The organism is Paenibacillus sp. JT31N11 (assembly GCF_056269285.1).
Genome location: NZ_JBWDNQ010000024.1, coordinates 1 through 16,147 on the forward strand (window position 1 = coordinate 1; position 16,147 = coordinate 16,147).

The 16,147-nt window shown below is 48.1% G+C and carries 18 protein-coding genes and 1 riboswitch; of the genes, 16 read left to right on the forward strand and 2 right to left on the reverse strand.

The window, feature by feature from the left end:
- Positions 1 to 478: 478 nt before the first annotated feature.
- Positions 479 to 1,009, reverse strand: a complete 531-nt coding sequence (locus AC0YNV_RS37130; protein ID WP_475772574.1) for a transposase — start codon at positions 1,007 to 1,009, stop codon at positions 479 to 481.
- Between the two features lie 225 nt (positions 1,010 to 1,234).
- Between AC0YNV_RS37130 and AC0YNV_RS37135 the strand changes: the two genes are divergently transcribed.
- The 10 genes from AC0YNV_RS37135 (at position 1,235) to rsmI (ending at position 9,036) form a co-directional block, all read left to right on the forward strand.
- Positions 1,235 to 1,420, forward strand: a complete 186-nt coding sequence (locus AC0YNV_RS37135; RefSeq protein WP_210046400.1) for a sigma factor G inhibitor Gin — start codon at positions 1,235 to 1,237, stop codon at positions 1,418 to 1,420.
- 200 nt (positions 1,421 to 1,620) lie between these two features.
- Positions 1,621 to 3,138 carry an aminotransferase class I/II-fold pyridoxal phosphate-dependent enzyme gene (locus tag AC0YNV_RS37140; RefSeq protein WP_475772575.1) on the forward strand — a complete coding sequence of 506 codons (1,518 nt, stop codon included), beginning with the start codon at positions 1,621 to 1,623 and terminating at the stop codon, positions 3,136 to 3,138.
- A 95-nt stretch (positions 3,139 to 3,233) separates the two neighbouring features.
- Complete coding sequence (tmk, locus tag AC0YNV_RS37145) at positions 3,234 to 3,893, forward strand: dTMP kinase (RefSeq protein ID WP_475772576.1); 660 nt, start codon at positions 3,234 to 3,236, stop codon at positions 3,891 to 3,893.
- A gap of 139 nt (positions 3,894 to 4,032) precedes the next feature.
- Entirely contained in the window at positions 4,033 to 4,362 is a 330-nt protein-coding gene (locus AC0YNV_RS37150; RefSeq protein WP_475772577.1) for a cyclic-di-AMP receptor, read from the forward strand.
- A 17-nt stretch (positions 4,363 to 4,379) separates the two neighbouring features.
- A complete protein-coding gene (locus tag AC0YNV_RS37155; RefSeq protein WP_210046343.1) occupies positions 4,380 to 4,823 on the forward strand; it encodes a YaaR family protein in 444 nt (147 codons plus the stop codon).
- Between the two features lie 159 nt (positions 4,824 to 4,982).
- Positions 4,983 to 5,960: a DNA polymerase III subunit delta' gene (gene holB / locus AC0YNV_RS37160; RefSeq protein WP_475772578.1), complete on the forward strand. Its 978-nt coding sequence runs from the start codon at positions 4,983 to 4,985 to the stop codon at positions 5,958 to 5,960.
- Positions 5,961 to 5,964: 4 nt separating this feature from the next.
- Positions 5,965 to 6,765 (forward strand): PSP1 domain-containing protein, encoded by an 801-nt coding sequence (locus AC0YNV_RS37165; RefSeq protein ID WP_210046345.1) that lies wholly within the window; start codon positions 5,965 to 5,967, stop codon positions 6,763 to 6,765.
- Between the two features lie 47 nt (positions 6,766 to 6,812).
- Positions 6,813 to 7,211, forward strand: coding sequence for an initiation-control protein YabA (locus AC0YNV_RS37170; protein ID WP_475772579.1), 399 nt, complete (start codon positions 6,813 to 6,815; stop codon positions 7,209 to 7,211).
- A gap of 146 nt (positions 7,212 to 7,357) precedes the next feature.
- Complete coding sequence (locus AC0YNV_RS37175) at positions 7,358 to 8,140, forward strand: tRNA1(Val) (adenine(37)-N6)-methyltransferase (RefSeq protein WP_475772580.1); 783 nt, start codon at positions 7,358 to 7,360, stop codon at positions 8,138 to 8,140.
- Complete coding sequence (gene rsmI / locus AC0YNV_RS37180) at positions 8,137 to 9,036, forward strand: 16S rRNA (cytidine(1402)-2'-O)-methyltransferase (RefSeq protein WP_475772581.1); 900 nt, start codon at positions 8,137 to 8,139, stop codon at positions 9,034 to 9,036. The genes AC0YNV_RS37175 and rsmI overlap by 4 nt, the downstream gene beginning before the upstream one ends.
- Positions 9,037 to 9,177: 141 nt before the next feature.
- On the opposite strand, the gene AC0YNV_RS37185 is transcribed toward rsmI, so the two are convergent.
- A complete protein-coding gene (locus AC0YNV_RS37185; protein WP_188999999.1) occupies positions 9,178 to 9,432 on the reverse strand; it encodes an AbrB/MazE/SpoVT family DNA-binding domain-containing protein in 255 nt (84 codons plus the stop codon).
- A gap of 274 nt (positions 9,433 to 9,706) precedes the next feature.
- Here AC0YNV_RS37185 and AC0YNV_RS37190 point away from each other — a divergent pair, with 274 nt between their 5' ends.
- From AC0YNV_RS37190 to yabG, 6 genes are all read left to right on the forward strand, one after another.
- Positions 9,707 to 11,017, forward strand: a complete 1,311-nt coding sequence (locus AC0YNV_RS37190) for an HD domain-containing protein (protein ID WP_475772582.1) — start codon at positions 9,707 to 9,709, stop codon at positions 11,015 to 11,017.
- A gap of 19 nt (positions 11,018 to 11,036) precedes the next feature.
- Positions 11,037 to 11,816, forward strand: coding sequence for a TatD family hydrolase (locus AC0YNV_RS37195; protein ID WP_475772583.1), 780 nt, complete (start codon positions 11,037 to 11,039; stop codon positions 11,814 to 11,816).
- A 172-nt stretch (positions 11,817 to 11,988) separates the two neighbouring features.
- A riboswitch (cyclic di-AMP (ydaO/yuaA leader) is annotated at positions 11,989 to 12,191 on the forward strand.
- Between the two features lie 240 nt (positions 12,192 to 12,431).
- On the forward strand, positions 12,432 to 13,580 hold the full coding sequence (locus AC0YNV_RS37200) for a ubiquitin-like domain-containing protein (RefSeq protein WP_475772584.1): 1,149 nt from the start codon (positions 12,432 to 12,434) through the stop codon (positions 13,578 to 13,580).
- 130 nt (positions 13,581 to 13,710) lie between these two features.
- On the forward strand, positions 13,711 to 14,283 hold the full coding sequence (gene rnmV, locus AC0YNV_RS37205; RefSeq protein WP_475772585.1) for a ribonuclease M5: 573 nt from the start codon (positions 13,711 to 13,713) through the stop codon (positions 14,281 to 14,283).
- On the forward strand, positions 14,284 to 15,177 hold the full coding sequence (rsmA, locus tag AC0YNV_RS37210; protein WP_475772586.1) for a 16S rRNA (adenine(1518)-N(6)/adenine(1519)-N(6))-dimethyltransferase RsmA: 894 nt from the start codon (positions 14,284 to 14,286) through the stop codon (positions 15,175 to 15,177).
- 73 nt (positions 15,178 to 15,250) lie between these two features.
- Positions 15,251 to 16,132, forward strand: coding sequence for a sporulation peptidase YabG (yabG, locus tag AC0YNV_RS37215; protein WP_475772587.1), 882 nt, complete (start codon positions 15,251 to 15,253; stop codon positions 16,130 to 16,132).
- Positions 16,133 to 16,147 lie beyond the last annotated feature (15 nt).

Genomic DNA, 16,147 nt, shown 5'->3' on the forward strand with positions numbered 1-16,147 from the left:
TAAGCCCTTCAGCGCCGATGGTACTTGGACCGCAGGGTCCTGGGAGAGTAGGACGTTGCCAAGCACGAGAAGCCGACCGCAGTTCTGCGGTCGGTTTTTTGTTGTCTGCTGGCTTGTTTCTCGCTTGTTGTTTTCAGAAGTTGTTTAACTAATGCATGTTGTATGACAAAGTTCCTGCCGGTACTTCCTGCCGACTGGAGGAGCAGCATAATTTATTGTCCAATAACAGCTGTTTCTTTTATAACATTCATATAATTATTTTACTGGATAACCGGAACGCATGCGACACCATGTGCTGTGCACGATTATCCGTTTTTTTCAAGAAAATACTCTATACTAATATTTGCGCAATATTTATCTTTTGTTTCCTGTCTCTATGGTCTACTTGTATTAATTTTTAATTCAAGATGTTTGTTGCTTAGTCCTTACATAAAGAAGAGAGGGTGCCTCTGAGCACCCTCTACTTATAATCAATTGACTAACGATGATAATAGCTTACATCGGCTGCCTGGATGCGGAGAACACCGTCACGGCGAACTTTCCGCAACTGACGAAGCAGGACAACCCGCGGTGCCAATGTCCATAAATGCCAGCATACCAAGCTGATCATCTGAGCTTCATTAGCCCAAGGGTAAGCAACGCCAATCGCGCACAGCCCCAGCCAGAACATATGACGCTGCAGACGACGAAAGAGAGCAAGCTCAATATGGGCAATTGGGATATATCCGACCCAGGGCAATATCAATCGATAGCCCCACCGGCGGTTATCCGGCTCATCCACACGAATCAAGGTTAAGCGAATAATTATGAATTGGATCAGTTGAGTTACGATCAGTCCCAGGGCTAGTGCAATTGCACCGTCTACTTGATACAAGGCTAATTGAATGATCGAAATGATGAATGCTGCGCTTAAGTAGCTCCATATAAGCTCTTTGCGCACAACGATTTTTCGGATCAGCTGGTATTGATAAATTGTGGCTTTTTCCTGCTCAGCGAGCGTGCCTCTCATTGTGACAATGTCCCCTCCATCCTACTAGAGAATGTATCGGAAACTGCATTCATTTTTTGAAGAGCGGAGCAAAGGCAACATATTTAGATACCATTCACCCTTTTCACTCGTGTATCATATGATGTAGGGCTATTTGAAACGGGCTATGAAACAAGTATATGATGCTAGACTATGTGGCATAATAGTAGCAATGAGTAATTTCTTGTAAAGGCGAGGTGAAGAATGATGGAAGAAGCAATCGGAAGCTGTTGCATTATTTGCGGGCATCATAAGCAGGAAGGTCTGCGAATTATTGATGAATTCATTTGTGAATCATGCGAAGTGGAAATGGTCAGAACGGAAGTCCAAGATGCAAAATACCCTTTCTTTATTCATCAGCTGAAGCAAATTTGGGTTCAAAAGAATGCCTGATTGTGATCCGGATGGCATTAGCATAGTCAATCCTCGCAGATCTCGAAAAGGAAGTCCAATCGGGATAGCGAGGATTTATTTTCTGTTTACACCCCTTATTTGGTTATATTATAATAATTTGTAAATTATTTGTGAAATGGTCAAGTGCTTAGCTTTTATATTTACAGTTTAATTATCTAAAAGGAGAATTTATATTTCTTATGACTACTATTGAGCCATTATTCCACGCACCCTTGTATGAAACGTTAATGGACCTGCACCGCTCATTTCCAATAAGTTATCATGTTCCAGGCCATAAATATGGCCAATCTTTAAATAAACTGCAAAAGCTTGATACAGATGCAGCTCAGATATTTCAAGAGATTATGGCCTTGGATGTGACAGAGCTGTCAGTGACAGACGATCTTCATATGCCCACAAGCGTAATTGCTGCGGCTCAGCGTCTGGCTGCGGCAACATTTGGTGCAGAGCACACTTATTTTCTGGTTGGAGGGAGTACAGCTGGAAACCTGGCAATGATAATGGCCAGCTGCAACCCAGGAGATCTTATTATTTTACAAAGAAATGTACATAAGTCCGTTCTAAATGGATTAATGCTTGCACAGGCAAGAGCGGTATTTCTTTCTCCACAAACAGATCCAGAAACAGGTTTGCATGCAATTCCAAAATTGTCTGATATAGAGGCAGCTCTTCTCCGATATCCAGAGGCAAAAGCCGTATTCCTAACTAACCCCAGCTATTATGGATTATGTACGGATTTAGAGCCATATGCAAAGCTTGTACACAGTCATGACTGTCTGCTGCTGGTCGATGAAGCGCATGGCGCTCATTACGGCATGCATCCCTCATTCCCCCGTTCAGCGCTTCAGGCAGGCGCTGATGCTGTTGTACAGTCGACTCACAAAACGTTGTCCGCTCTTACAATGGGTGCTATGCTGCATGTACAGGGAATCAGAGTTGATCGTGATGCATTAGGAGATGCACTGTCAATGGTCCAAAGCTCCAGTCCTTCTTATCCGATTATGGCATCCTTGGATATTGCCCGGGCAATGATTGATACTTTTGGACCTTTTTTATTTGAAGAGGGCATAGTGGCTGCAGAGTCATTCAGGCAGTGGGCAAACGAATCTTCTGGGTGGATTGAATTGCCTGCTTACGGTCTGAATATGATGGTGGACCCCCTTCGTATTGTTATGAAGGATCGAGCCGGATTATTATCCGGTTATGACCTTCAGAAAATGCTTGAGATGCGAGGATGCTGGCCGGAAATGGCCGATTCCATTCATGTGGTTTTGTTGTTCGGAATGTCGATGTCATTTAAGGATAACGAGAAGCTGATCCAGGCATGCATCGAAATTGGAAAAGAGGTTCATACGGGCACTAATTTTGATATGGTAATTCATAGAAGTTATGTTAATGAAGCGAAAATAAAAGGATCCATGTATGATACCGTACAATCGATTTCTGAACCAGTACTCTTCAGCAGACAGCGGAAACAGCGTGATCAGGTGGAAATGATCAATATTACGGAGGCAGCAGGCCGAATAGCTGCAGAAGCCGTTATCCCCTATCCCCCGGGCATCCCCATCTTGTATTCTGGAGAAAGGATTCATCAGAATGTCGCTTTATATATGAAGGAGCTTGCCCTGATAGGCGCAAAATGTCAAGGAATATCGGATCCGACATTGAAAACGATAATGGTGATTCGGGAGGCCTAGGACATTATGATGATCCTGATAGGGCAGGAATTCGTTTACGCTTATAGCTTGCTTTGTTATGATAGGGACAAGAAACGATTCTAAAGGGAGCTCTTATGTTGGAACCGAGAACTTTTTTGACTATTGAGGGCGGTGAAGGCGCCGGAAAATCGACACTCATTGATGGGCTAACGCGTATACTGTCAGCAAAAGGTATCCGTGTGATGACAACACGGGAGCCTGGAGGAATTCCCATTGCCGAACAAATACGAGGCGTCATTCTCGATCAGGGCAATACCGCAATGGAAGCCAGAACAGAAGCTCTTCTATATGCAGCTGCCAGACGACAACATTTGATGGAAAAAATTATACCCGCTCTTGCCGATGGCATGTTTGTTATATGTGACCGCTTCGTTGACAGCAGTCTTGCTTATCAGGGTCATGCACGAGGGCTTGGCATGGATGAGATTTGGTCGATTAACCGTTTTGCTGTTGAGGATGTGATGCCCGAATTGACATTATGGCTGGATATCTCTCCGGAAGCAGGGCTTAAGCGTATCTATGATGCCAAGAACAGGGAAATCAATCGCCTCGATCTGGAAGGACTTTCTTTCCATCATCTGGTACGTGAAGGCTATACAAAGCTGCATGCACAGAATCCGGGTCGAATAGTCCGAATAAATGCAGAAACTTCACCTGAAGCTCTGTTAAATGACTCCATTTCGATAATCGCACAGCGTTTTAAAGGATTATTTGCAAACGATGTCAAATTATAATAGTAGTCCTCTTAACATCCTAGAGCATGTACATTTACACATATCGCAGTTTTTCTTGAAAGTTCTGCACATTTATTAGAACCTGCATTTTATTGTTTCTAACATTACGAATGGCAATATAATTCGGGAGGGATAATCAATGAAATTAGTGATTGCGATCGTACAGGACAAAGATAGCAACCGGTTGTCGAATGCACTGGTTCAAGAAGGCTTCAGAGCAACAAAACTGGCAAGTACAGGCGGTTTTTTGCGGGCAGGCAATACGACCTTTATGATTGGTATCGAGGATGAACGGGTACATGAAGTACTTAATGTTATCCGCGCCAACTGCAAGGTGCGCGATCAGCTTGTTTCGCCCGTATCGCCCATGGGAAGCACAACCGATGCCTACATTCCGTTTCCAGTCGAAGTACAGGTTGGCGGAGCCGCCGTATTCGTTGTACCTGTAGAAAGATTCGAACATTTCTGATTGGACGTGATTGATGGATGAAGATTAATCCGGGTTATCGACCGCTGGGGCAGGACCGTTCCCGGCTGGATCTGGGCTATAAACCTGCTCAACCAAAAAACTTTACTGACGTCATGATGCATCAGGATGAACAGCGGACGATGGAGCAGCTGCAGCAGAAGCTGCAGGATATCCACAATCAGGGGGAGCGCTTGTCGCGTTCCATGACAGTGCGTGAGCTGCAGCTTTATCGGAGAATGGTTAAGAAATTTCTTGAAGATACCGTAAAACGCGGTGTTGGCATGAAAGAGACGCGTGGGTTTGACCGGCGCGGCCGGACAAAACGTTATAAGCTGCTTGACGAGGTGGACTCGGCGCTCTTATCGATGGGAGAAGAGCTGCTGGACACTGAGGCGGGGCGGTTGGAGCTTTTGCAAAGGATCGGAGATATACGGGGGATTCTGATCAATTTGTTTTTTTAGAATGGAGAGATGTGGAATTTTGTGGACTTCCCTCAAGTTCCTGAAAGTCTCAGCAGGATTACGTTTCTTCTCTGAAATGGAAGAAGCTTTCATCGATATTAAGGCTGCCGCCAGATTTTGTACGTTGGCAGCAGGTGAGTGTGGAAAGGAATTATTCATATGAGTATCGCACAACTGGCGGGACAGCCTATGGCGAAACGAATCCTGCAGCATGCACTGCGAAGCGGCAAAGTCTCGCATGCCTATCTATTCAGCGGCCCTCCGGGAAGCGGAAGAATGGCTATGGCCAAAGAATTCGCCAAAGCGCTATTTTGCACAGCGGGTCAAGGTGATGCTTGCGGGGAGTGCCTGGCATGCCGCAAGTTTGACCATGGCAATCAGCCCAATCTTCATGTGGTTGAGCCGGATGGCAGTTCAATTAAAATTGATCAGATACGTGAGCTTCAGCGTGAACTTGCTTATCGGAGTTCAGGAGCGGAGCGTAAAATATATATTATGCAGCGTGCAGAAACGATGACGCCGCAGGCCGCCAACAGTCTGCTCAAATATCTGGAGGAGCCGCAGACATTGGTGGTCGCGATTTTGCTGACAGAAAACGGACAAGCCATGCTGCCGACGGTACGCTCACGTACGCAGTGGGTGCCTTTTATGCCGCTCGCGCCTACGGATATGCTGCAAACGCTTGTAGCGGAGGAGGTTCCACAGCTCCTGGCGCGGGCTGCCGTTCATTTGGCTTCCGGGCTTGAGGCATGCCGCTTGATCATCCAGCAGAATGAGTTTGCAGAAATGAGAAATGTAGTGATACAATTAGGCAAGGATAGTCTGACCCGATTCACCGCGGCGATGGTATCCGCTCAACAGCAAGTATTCAAGACGGGACTTGGTGAACAGCCGCAGCTGCTGCTGTCACTGCTCGTATTATGGTATAAAGATATGATTCACTTTCAAGCTGGAAGACATGAGGCACTCGTTTTTATAGATCAGGTGGATTGGATCGGCAAACATGCATTCGGACGTTCAGCGGACGGTTGGGTACGGTGCATGGAGCATACGCTGGAAGCAGGCAAACGAATGCGTGCTCATGTACCCCCGCAGCTGGCCCTGGAGCAATTGCTTATCCGCATACAGGAGGGGTGACGGATTGTATAACGTCGTTGGCGTCCGCTTCAAGAAGGCGGGCAAAATATATTATTTTGATCCTGTGGAGTTTCCGGTAGATAAAGATCAGCATGTAATTGTGGAAACGGCCAGAGGTATTGAATATGGTAAAGTTGTGGTTGGGCACAAACAAGTCGGTGAATCGGATGTTGTCCTTCCGCTTAAGAAAGTCATCCGTATTGCAGGAGACAACGATGCCAAGATCGTTGACGAGAACAAGTCGGCTGCCCGCAATGCCTTTAATACTTGTCTCGATAAGATAAAAGATCATCAGCTCAAAATGAAACTGGTCGACGTCGAATTTACGTTTGACCGGAACAAGATCATTTTTTATTTCACGGCAGAAGGCCGGGTCGATTTTCGCGAATTGGTGAAGGACTTGGCCAGTGTATTCCGCACCCGCATTGAGCTTAGGCAAATTGGTGTGCGGGATGAAGCGAAGATGCTGGGCGGGATTGGCCCATGCGGGCGCGTTCTCTGCTGCTCATCTTGGCTGGGCGATTTTGAGCCGGTATCGATCAAGATGGCCAAGGATCAGAATCTATCGCTGAATCCAACCAAAATATCCGGTTTATGCGGAAGATTAATGTGCTGCTTGAAATATGAGCATGATAATTATGAAAGCGTCCGGGAAGAGCTTCCGGCCGTTGGCAAGGTCGTTGTCACTTCCCTGGGAGAAGGCAAAGTGACCGGAATAAACGTAGGCACCAAATCCGTTTATGTGCAACTATTCGATGGTGGGAAGCCGAAGGAAATGCCGCTGGATGATGTCGTGATTAAATAAGGCGGGAATCCGTAAGTCCGAAGCTGAACAGTCTTTGGGGTGGGAACTTGAACAAGAAGGATATATTTAACCAAATGGACGAGCTGGAAACGAATATGGGGAGCCTGCATGTTCAAATGGGCGCGCTCAAGCAGCGGGTGAAAGCATTGCTTGAGGAGAACAAACGGCTCAGCATCGAGAATCAGCAGCTGCGCAAGATATTTAAGCGCGAAACGGCGATTCTCTCCACTCACGTAGAGCCGGAGGCTGCCGTTGCTGCCGACGATCAGGGAACTGTAGAACTGCCTCCTCATATGCCCTTGGACCAAGCGGCAGCTGTCGGCGAGGGCTACGACAATCTTGCCCGTCTTTATCATGAAGGATTTCACATTTGCAACTTGTACTATGGGCATTTGCGTACGGAGGGTGACTGTTTGTTCTGTCTATCCTTTCTGAATAAGGAATGATTACACAACAAGACCCGGCTTCCCGGGTCTTGTTTGTTTTATGTCCCGAGAACACGGATTAACCATATTCCTTCCTGGATTATGCCGGGATGTCAGAAAGGCTTGCAGCGGGTAATAATAAGGGAAGAAATGAGGGCATCATGCACGTGTCTAATCCATTTAATGAAGGAACACTGAAATCGAATGAACGGCTGGATGATTTGTTGACCCATCAGCTGCACATCATCCAAAGCCGGGATGTGTTCAGTTTCTCTATGGATGCGGTTCTGCTGGCGAGGTTCGCCGGGGTCCCGCCACGGGGAAAAATACTGGATTTATGTACCGGAAATGGAGTTATTCCTCTGTTGTTATCTACGCGCACCAAGGCGGCTATCACGGGCGTTGAGATTCAACCCCGCCTTGCGGATATGGCCAGGAGAAGTGTGGTATGGAACAAGCTGGAGCGTCAGATTCACATTCACGAAGGCGATCTTCGTTATTATATAGAACATAGCGGTTATGGCAGCTTCGATGCGATTACGGTCAATCCCCCTTACATGCCGGTAGGAATTGGCGAGCGGAATGAGAATGAATACGTTGCGAATGCCAGGCATGAATTAAACGGGACTTTGGATGATATTGTTGCCGCTTGCGCCAAGCTGGTCCGGACCGGCGGACGTGTATCCATGGTGCATCGGCCGTCAAGATTGATTGAGATTACGCAAACGCTTCGAAAATGGAAATTGGAGCCCAAGCGGATCCGCTTCGTCCATCCACATGTGGAGGCAGAGGCGAATATGGTGCTGATTGAAGCGGTACGCGACGGCAGGCCCGATGTTAAGCTTCTGGCGCCTTTAATCGTTTACAATAGCCAACGTCAATATAATGAAGAGATCATGCAGATCTATTATGGAAATCATCAGCCGGAAACGAGGATCGAGCCAACATGAAAGTTCAGCAAAGCTTTACGAAAGCGAAAGATCAAGAGAGCAAGAAAGCGGGTACGCTTTATTTGGTGGCAACGCCGATTGGAAATCTGGAAGACATAACTTTTCGTGCGATCCGCACGTTGAAAGAAGTCGATCTGATTGCGGCGGAGGATACCCGGCAGACACGCAAGCTTCTGACTCATTTTGAAATCCCGACCAGGCTGGTAAGTTATCATGAGCATAATAAATCGGCAAGCGGCAGCGAGCTTATTCGTCTTCTCTCTGAGGGACTCTCAATTGCGCTGGTGAGCGATGCGGGGCTTCCCGCCATTTCTGATCCGGGTGCAGAGCTGGTAGTAGCGGCAGCTGAGCAGGAAATCGCGGTGGTTCCCATACCAGGGGCAAACGCGGCGCTGTCGGCACTTATCATATCCGGCCTGCCTACAGACAGATTCCTGTTTACAGGATTCCCCCCGCGCGAGCGCAAAGCACTGCAGGAGTGGCTGCAGCAGCTGAGGAAACAGGATGCGACTATCATCTGCTATGAATCGCCTCATCGGGTGGCCAAAACCCTCACGGCTATGCTGGAGCAATGGGGCGACCGTGACGTAGCTATGGTGCGGGAGCTCACGAAACGATTTGAGGAGGCGGCGAGAGGGACAATATCGGAATGTCTGGCTTGGCTCAGTGAACATCCGCCGCTTGGCGAGTACTGCCTGGTCGTTGCCGGAGCCGATGCATCGGATGCGAAAGATCTGGAGGGGGATGACAAGCCCTGGTGGACGGAGCTGAATCTGGAGGAGCATGTAAGTCGTTATGAAGGGCAGAATCTGGATCGGAAAGAGGCCATCAAGCTTACCGCGGTTGATCGAGGGTTGGCAAAACGCGACGTATATAATGAAATCATGCGAAAGTGAATGCCGTTTCTTTCTTGGGGCCATAAAAAAAAGGACCTTCCTGATAAGCAAACTCAGGAAGGCAAGGAGTATTAAAAAGGTTAGAATTAACAAATGTAAGTTGATTAATTATATTATAACGCATGATTCCGGTTTTGTCTCTTATTTTGTTACAGGAGTTGGCATTTCGGATAAACAAGCGTTACATACAATTTTTCCCTTGAAGTAAGTGACATTCTCGGCATTACCGCAGAAGATACAAGCGGGCTCGTATTTTTTCAGCATAATGCGTTCGCCGTCCACATAAATTTCCAGGGCATCTTTTTCACCGATGCCAAGCGTACGGCGCAGTTCAATGGGGATTACAACACGTCCGAGCTCATCCACTTTACGCACAATACCTGTTGATTTCATCATAATCTATCCCGTGCTCCTCTCAAAATACTTATTTCGTCATTTTTCGACAAAGTTCTATTAATTCTTGTTTTTATAATACCAACGTTTCCCATAATAGTCAACCTTGATTCTGCTTGCATATACGCCGTTTTTCTCCGTTTTATCCATAAGGATAGGGTGTATAGCCTTACATAAATCATACAACGATACTGACTATTTGGTAATGCGTTTACGACACAATTCGACACATTAAAAAGAAATTATGTCGAATAATTGAACATCGGAGGGGAAAAAGATGAATCCTAGACATCATTCGCTAGCCGAGGAGAAAGTATTTAAAGATCCGGTTCATAAATATATTTATGTGCAGGATGAGACGATATGGAATCTCATTAATACGAGGGAATTTCAGCGTCTGCGGCGAATTCGTCAGCTCGGTACATCTTATTTGACCTTTCACGGGGCGGAGCACAGCCGCTTCTCGCACTCACTGGGTGTTTATGAAATAACCAGAAAAATCATTTCCCAATTTGAACGGGGTGGTTATACGGACTGGCCCAGGGAAGAGAGGCTTGTGACGTTATGCGCCGCTCTGCTGCACGATGTGGGTCATGGTCCCTTCTCGCATTCCATTGAACAGGTGTTTGATACTGATCATGAGGAATGGACATGCCGTATATTACTGGAGAATACTGAAATTAACCAGGTTCTCCGCGACTGCGACCCCTCCCTGCCGGAACGGGTGGCGGCTGTCATCTGCAAAACGTACAATCAACCGATTGTGGTCAGCCTCATATCCAGCCAGATGGACGCGGACCGTATGGATTACCTGCTGCGCGATGCATACTATACAGGCGTCAATTACGGAACATTCGATCTGGAACGCATTCTTCGCGTTCTAAGGCCGTATCAGGGACGAATTGTTGTAAAAGAGAGTGGAATGCACGCTGTTGAGGATTATCTGATGTCCCGCTACCAAATGTATTGGCAGGTTTATTTTCACCCGGTCACCAGGAGCTCGGAAATTATACTTCGACAAATATTTCGCAGAGCGCGCGAGCTTTATGGGGGCGGGTATGCTTTCTCATGGATGATCGAACCGCTCCGGCATCTGATGGAAGGTACGCTGGATGTGGAGAACTATCTCCTGCTGGACGAAGCCATGGCTCAAACAGCCTTTACGCAGTGGTTGAAGGAGGAGGATTCTCTGCTGGCAGAATTATGCACCCGATTCCTGAACCGAAAACTATATAAATACATAACCATGGACAATGCCGATGAAAAGCTTTGGCAGGAAATTCGTGAACAATTCCAATCGATCGGTCTAAATCCGGACTATCATCTGGAAATCGACTTTCCCTACGATATGCCGTATGATGTATACCGTCTGGGGCATGATTTCATGGACAAGGATGAACGTCCGCCGATTCTGCTTCTGGGGCAGGATGACCGCTTGTCCGAAATCTCCAGAAAGTCGGATATCATCCGCTCGATTACCGGAATTCATCAGGGCAAATATCATCTGTATTACCCCGAAGAGCCTTTACTTGAATCGGCACATCTGTTGTCGCCGCATATCCGCGAACGATTCGGGCTCTTATTATAGAAGGGAGATCAACTTGCTTATGTTAATCGACACGCATACCCATCTGGATTCGAAACAATTCGACGAGGACCGCGCGGAAGTGATCGAACGGGCCCGTGCTGCCGGGATCTCGAGAATTATAAATATCGGCTTCGACCGGGAGACCATTCCCACGACAATGGCTCTGGCGGAGCAATATGATTTTATCTATGCGATTGTAGGCTGGCACCCTGTTGAAAGCATTCATATGCTGCCCGGGGACCTGGACTGGATTGCATCGCTTTGCGATCATCCCAAAGTTGTCGGAATCGGCGAAATAGGCTTGGATTATCACTGGGATACGTCTCCGAAGGACGTTCAGCAGCGTGTTTTCCGGGAGCAGATCCAGCTTGCGCGGCAGAAGAAGATGCCCATTTCGATTCATAACCGGGAGGCGCATGAGGACGTGCTTCATATACTGAAAGAGGAGAATGCCAAAGATGTGGGCGGAGTCATGCACTGCTTCTCAGGCAGCTGGGAGACGGCGAAACAATGCCTCGACATGAATTTCTATATTTCGTTCGGTGGACCGCTCACATTCAAGAACGCGCGTGTTCCCAAAGAGGTGCTTGCACAGGTGCCGCTTGACCGTATTTTGATCGAGACCGATGCTCCTTATTTAGCTCCCCACCCCTACAGGGGGAAACGAAACGAATCCGCTTTTGTCCGTCTTGTAGCAGAAACGGTTGCCGAAATTAGAGGGAAAACTGTAGAAGAAATCTCGAAAATTACGACAGAGAATGCTCAGAATTGTTTTGCTTTTAAAGAAAAAGGGCTATAAGAGGCAGCAATCAAGACATTTCGAGTGAAAAAACTAATTTTGAGTCAGTAAATTGGCAGTTTTTCACGTGATTTTCCTTAAAATTCGTTAAAATCGCGATTAATCTCTTCTTTACAATGAGCAGCAAAAGGCGGTATCATTCATCTCAGAGCTTCAAAACTTGCATTCCTTTTCCAACATATCGCTTAATCTCCGAAGTCGGAGAGCGGGGGAACCAAACATTGATACACTTCGTATCGGACGAAGGGCAGTAAATGTTGAATTCTTCTTGGGGTGAATTTTATGGAAGCATGTGGTAGACATGCCAGCCATGAATAGGGCGACTCTCTCGCCCGAATCCGACAGCTAACCTCGCCAGCGTAATAGTGTTATAAGAGAGATCAACCTCGTGCATTTAATCCATGTCCCGTCGTCATCTGGGAAGCCACGAAACAGATCCTCTGTCGTCGTCGGCTTCTTTTATTTTGAATATTGCGTAAAAAGACGACATAGGGTTTAGCATGGAGGTCGAGGTTGGAAATGAGGAGTGGCGTGCAATCACGCCAACAAAAACAATAGAACCGTCAAAGGCAATCATGTAACTAGGCGGCGGGGCTATGAAGGAGGACCGAAGAAGTGGGCGCACTCCAGCTTAAGGATACCCATGGTAAACGATCATCCAGCATGTCTTTCGCATTGCGATGGAAGCATGAGAACGTGCGTTTAATATTACTGAGCGCTCTGATCTCAATCGCTATGACTTTCATGTTTCTGGTGTTGTTGTACGGAACGGCTGACAAGCACGTCTCCGTAGTAGTGAACGGACAAGAAACCATTGTTTCGACAAAACAATGGGTCCTTCAACGCCTACTGGATGAACAAGCCATCACGATAGGGCAGTATGACAAGGTGTCCTTACCTCTTAACGGGGGAATAAAGGACGGCGACCGCATCGTCATTGACCAAGCGGTACCGGTCCATGTGAAGGCAGACGGCAAGGTAAGAACGTTGTACACGACAGAAAGAACGGTTAAGGCAGTGATCGATCAAGCGGATATACTGATACGCAATCAAGATAAAGTATGGCCTGCCCTGGAGGACAGAGTGAAGTCCAACATGAGTGTAACGGTCACACGGATCGAGAAGAAAATGTCTGAGAAAGCTTACACGGTTCCCTTTTCGGTCGTGAAGAAGGAAGACCCCAAGCTCGAGCAGGGCAAACTGAAGCTTATTCAGAACGGCAATGAAGGTAAAGTAGTCAAACAGTTTGAGAACGTATATGCGGATGGGGTGCTTGTGTCCCAGATTATGGTTACCAAGCTGACGAAAGCGGAGTCGGTCGATAAAGTGGTGGCTGTCGGTACCAAGAAACCGGAAACGAATGTAGTAACGCTCTCGGCGAAGGCGGGCTCTTCTACAGTAACGACCAAGCGGGGCGACAAGCTGAAGCCTAAACAGATTTTGAAGAATGTAACGCTGACTGCTTACGCTGCGGGCGTTTCATCAACGGGCAAGTCAAAGAGTCATCCGCAATATGGGATAACGGCATCAGGTGCGACGGTTCAAGAGGGAAGAACTATCGCGGTTGACCCGAAGGTTATTCCCATCGGCTGGTGGGTCTACATTGAGGGTATCGGTTTCCGCAGAGCGGAAGATACGGGCAGTGCCGTCAAAGGCAAAAAAATCGATGTTTATTTTGAAAGTGAGTCTTATGCTGAGAAGTTTGGTCTCAAACGAGGATACACGGTTTATGTGCTCGGGCCGAATAAGCCGGAGGCAATTTAACCTTGGGACTTAACTCCCTTAATAAGGGTTTACCTCATTCATATCGTATTTTAAACATAAATATGCCATTATAAGGAGAGGCGATTGCCTCTTCTTTTGTATGTTTGTCTGAAGGGAATGGATGGACGGCATGATTAAGGAAATAATCGTAGTTGAGGGCAAGGACGATACCGTGGCCATCAAGCGGGCAGTTGAAGCGGAAACGATCGAAACCGGCGGTTCGGCCATCGGCGCGGATGTTTTGCGCAGGGTGGAGCTCGCACAGCAGCGCCGCGGAGTTATTATATTTACAGATCCGGATCATGCAGGGGAGCGTATCCGTAAAATTGTGGCGCAGCGCGTGCCCGGCTGCAAGCATGCTTTTCTCCCCCAGGAGGATGCAAGCTACAAGGGGGATATCGGCGTCGAGAACGCCTCGCCCGAAGCGATTCGAAGAGCGCTCGCCAATGTGCGTACGGAAGCGGGCAGCGGCGAAGGGACAAGCCAGCCCGACATCACCTGGGACGATCTTATGCGGGCAGGTCTTCTTGTGCACGCGAACGCTTCGGAGAGGCGTCTGAAGATGGGCAATTTGCTCGGCATCGGCTATGCGAACGGCAAGCAGTTTTTTAAGCGTTGCTCCATGTTCCGAATTACGCGCGAGGAATTTGAGCTGGCATTGACAGCGATGGAGCAAGAGAGCAGCGAAAGGGGCAAGTCTTGAATGAGTGGTCCAAACGTGCATGAGGATGTAGCTTCCCCAAGACGCACACGCGACATCATTGCCAAATACGGATTTTCCTTCAAAAAAAGTCTGGGACAAAATTTTCTGATTGATCAAAATATATTGCAAAAAATCGTATCGGCAGCAGGGCTGGACGAAACAAAAGGAGCTCTGGAGATCGGGCCGGGCATCGGAGCCTTGACCCAGCAGCTTGCCGAGCAGGCGGGGCGCGTTGCTGCAGTGGAAATCGACAACAGGCTTATTCCGATTCTAAGGGATGTGCTCGCTGATCGCTCTAATGTTCATGTTGTGCATGGAGATGTGCTGAAGCTGAACCTGGGCGAGCTGATTGAGAAGCATTTTGCGGGGTTAAGCGGAGTCAGTGTAGTGGCAAATCTGCCCTATTATGTGACTACGCCGATTCTTATGAAGCTGCTTGAGGAAAAGCTGCCGCTTGAGCATATTGTGGTTATGATTCAGAAGGAAGTGGCGGAGCGGATGGCTGCAAAGCCTGGCGGCAAAGAGTACGGCAGTCTCAGTGTGGCGGTTCAGTATTATTGCGAGCCGGAGCTTGTCTGCATCGTGCCGCATACGGTATTCATCCCTCAGCCCAATGTGGATTCCGCAGTTATTAAGCTTACGGTGCGCAAGCAGCCCCCTGTTGATGTGAGGGATGAAGCCCATTTCTTCCGTACTGTCCAGGGCAGTTTCGCACAGCGGCGCAAGACAATCTATAATAACCTGACAGCCTTGGTGGGCAAAGAGAACAGGGAGCTTCTGGGGCCTCTTCTGGAGAGCTGCGGCATTGCTCCTGCACGCCGCGGCGAGACGCTGTCGCTGGATGAATTTGCCCGCCTTAGCCACGCTTTGCTGGAAGCCGGACTGCCAAGCTAAAGATCTTCGGACGGCTTAAAAACGCACCATTGACGTTGCTGGCCCATAGGATAGACGAAGAGGTGATTTGCCCATGAAGCAAGGGGACCTGGTCGTCCGCAAATCGTATGGCGGGGACGTCCTTTTTCGCGTTGCCATTCTAGACTCAGAAATAGCAATACTGAAGGGTACGGACTACCGGCTGCTTGCAGACGCTCCGATTCGCGACTTGACGGTAGTTTCCCATCCGGAATCCACCGGTGCGGCCAAAGAGGTTCGCGTTAAGGTAAATGAATCGATGCGGCGCATGAAGGAGCAGCGAGAGAAGCTGGTCATTCATAATGCAAGCGAGCTGAGGAGGGCGACAAACGAAACCCAGCCCTACTTTGAAGTGCCCGGCAAAGTGCTCCATCTTGATGGAGACGGCAATTACATGAAGAAAAGCATGCAGCTATATACGCAGATGAAGGTTCCTGCACATGGCCTGCATGTGCATGAGTCGCAGATGCCTGAGCTGGTACAGCGTCTGCTGCCGCAGCTTAATCCGGATGTTATTGTAATTACCGGCCATGACGGGGTTTTTAAAAATACGCCGCAGCATGAGTTGATGAGCATCAACAGCTACAAAAACTCCCAGAACTTCTGCAATGCAGTGCGCATTGCGCGGGAGTATGAGAAAAGCCGTGACGGCTTGATTATCGTTGCCGGCGCCTGCCAGTCCCATTATGAAGCTCTGCTGCAGTCCGGTGCCAATTTTGCAAGCTCACCAGGCCGGATCCTTATTCACGCCCTGGATCCTGTTTATGTTGCCATCAAAGCGAGCTATACGTCCATCAGGGAGACGGTCAATCTTGCCGATGTGATTCACGGCACGATCAGCGGGATCGATGGCGTGGGGGGGATTGAAACGTTAGGAAAATACCGCGTCGGACTTCCCAAGCCCAAAACATTGACGGGTATCAAGCCAACCGTATAATATTCCACTTCGCAA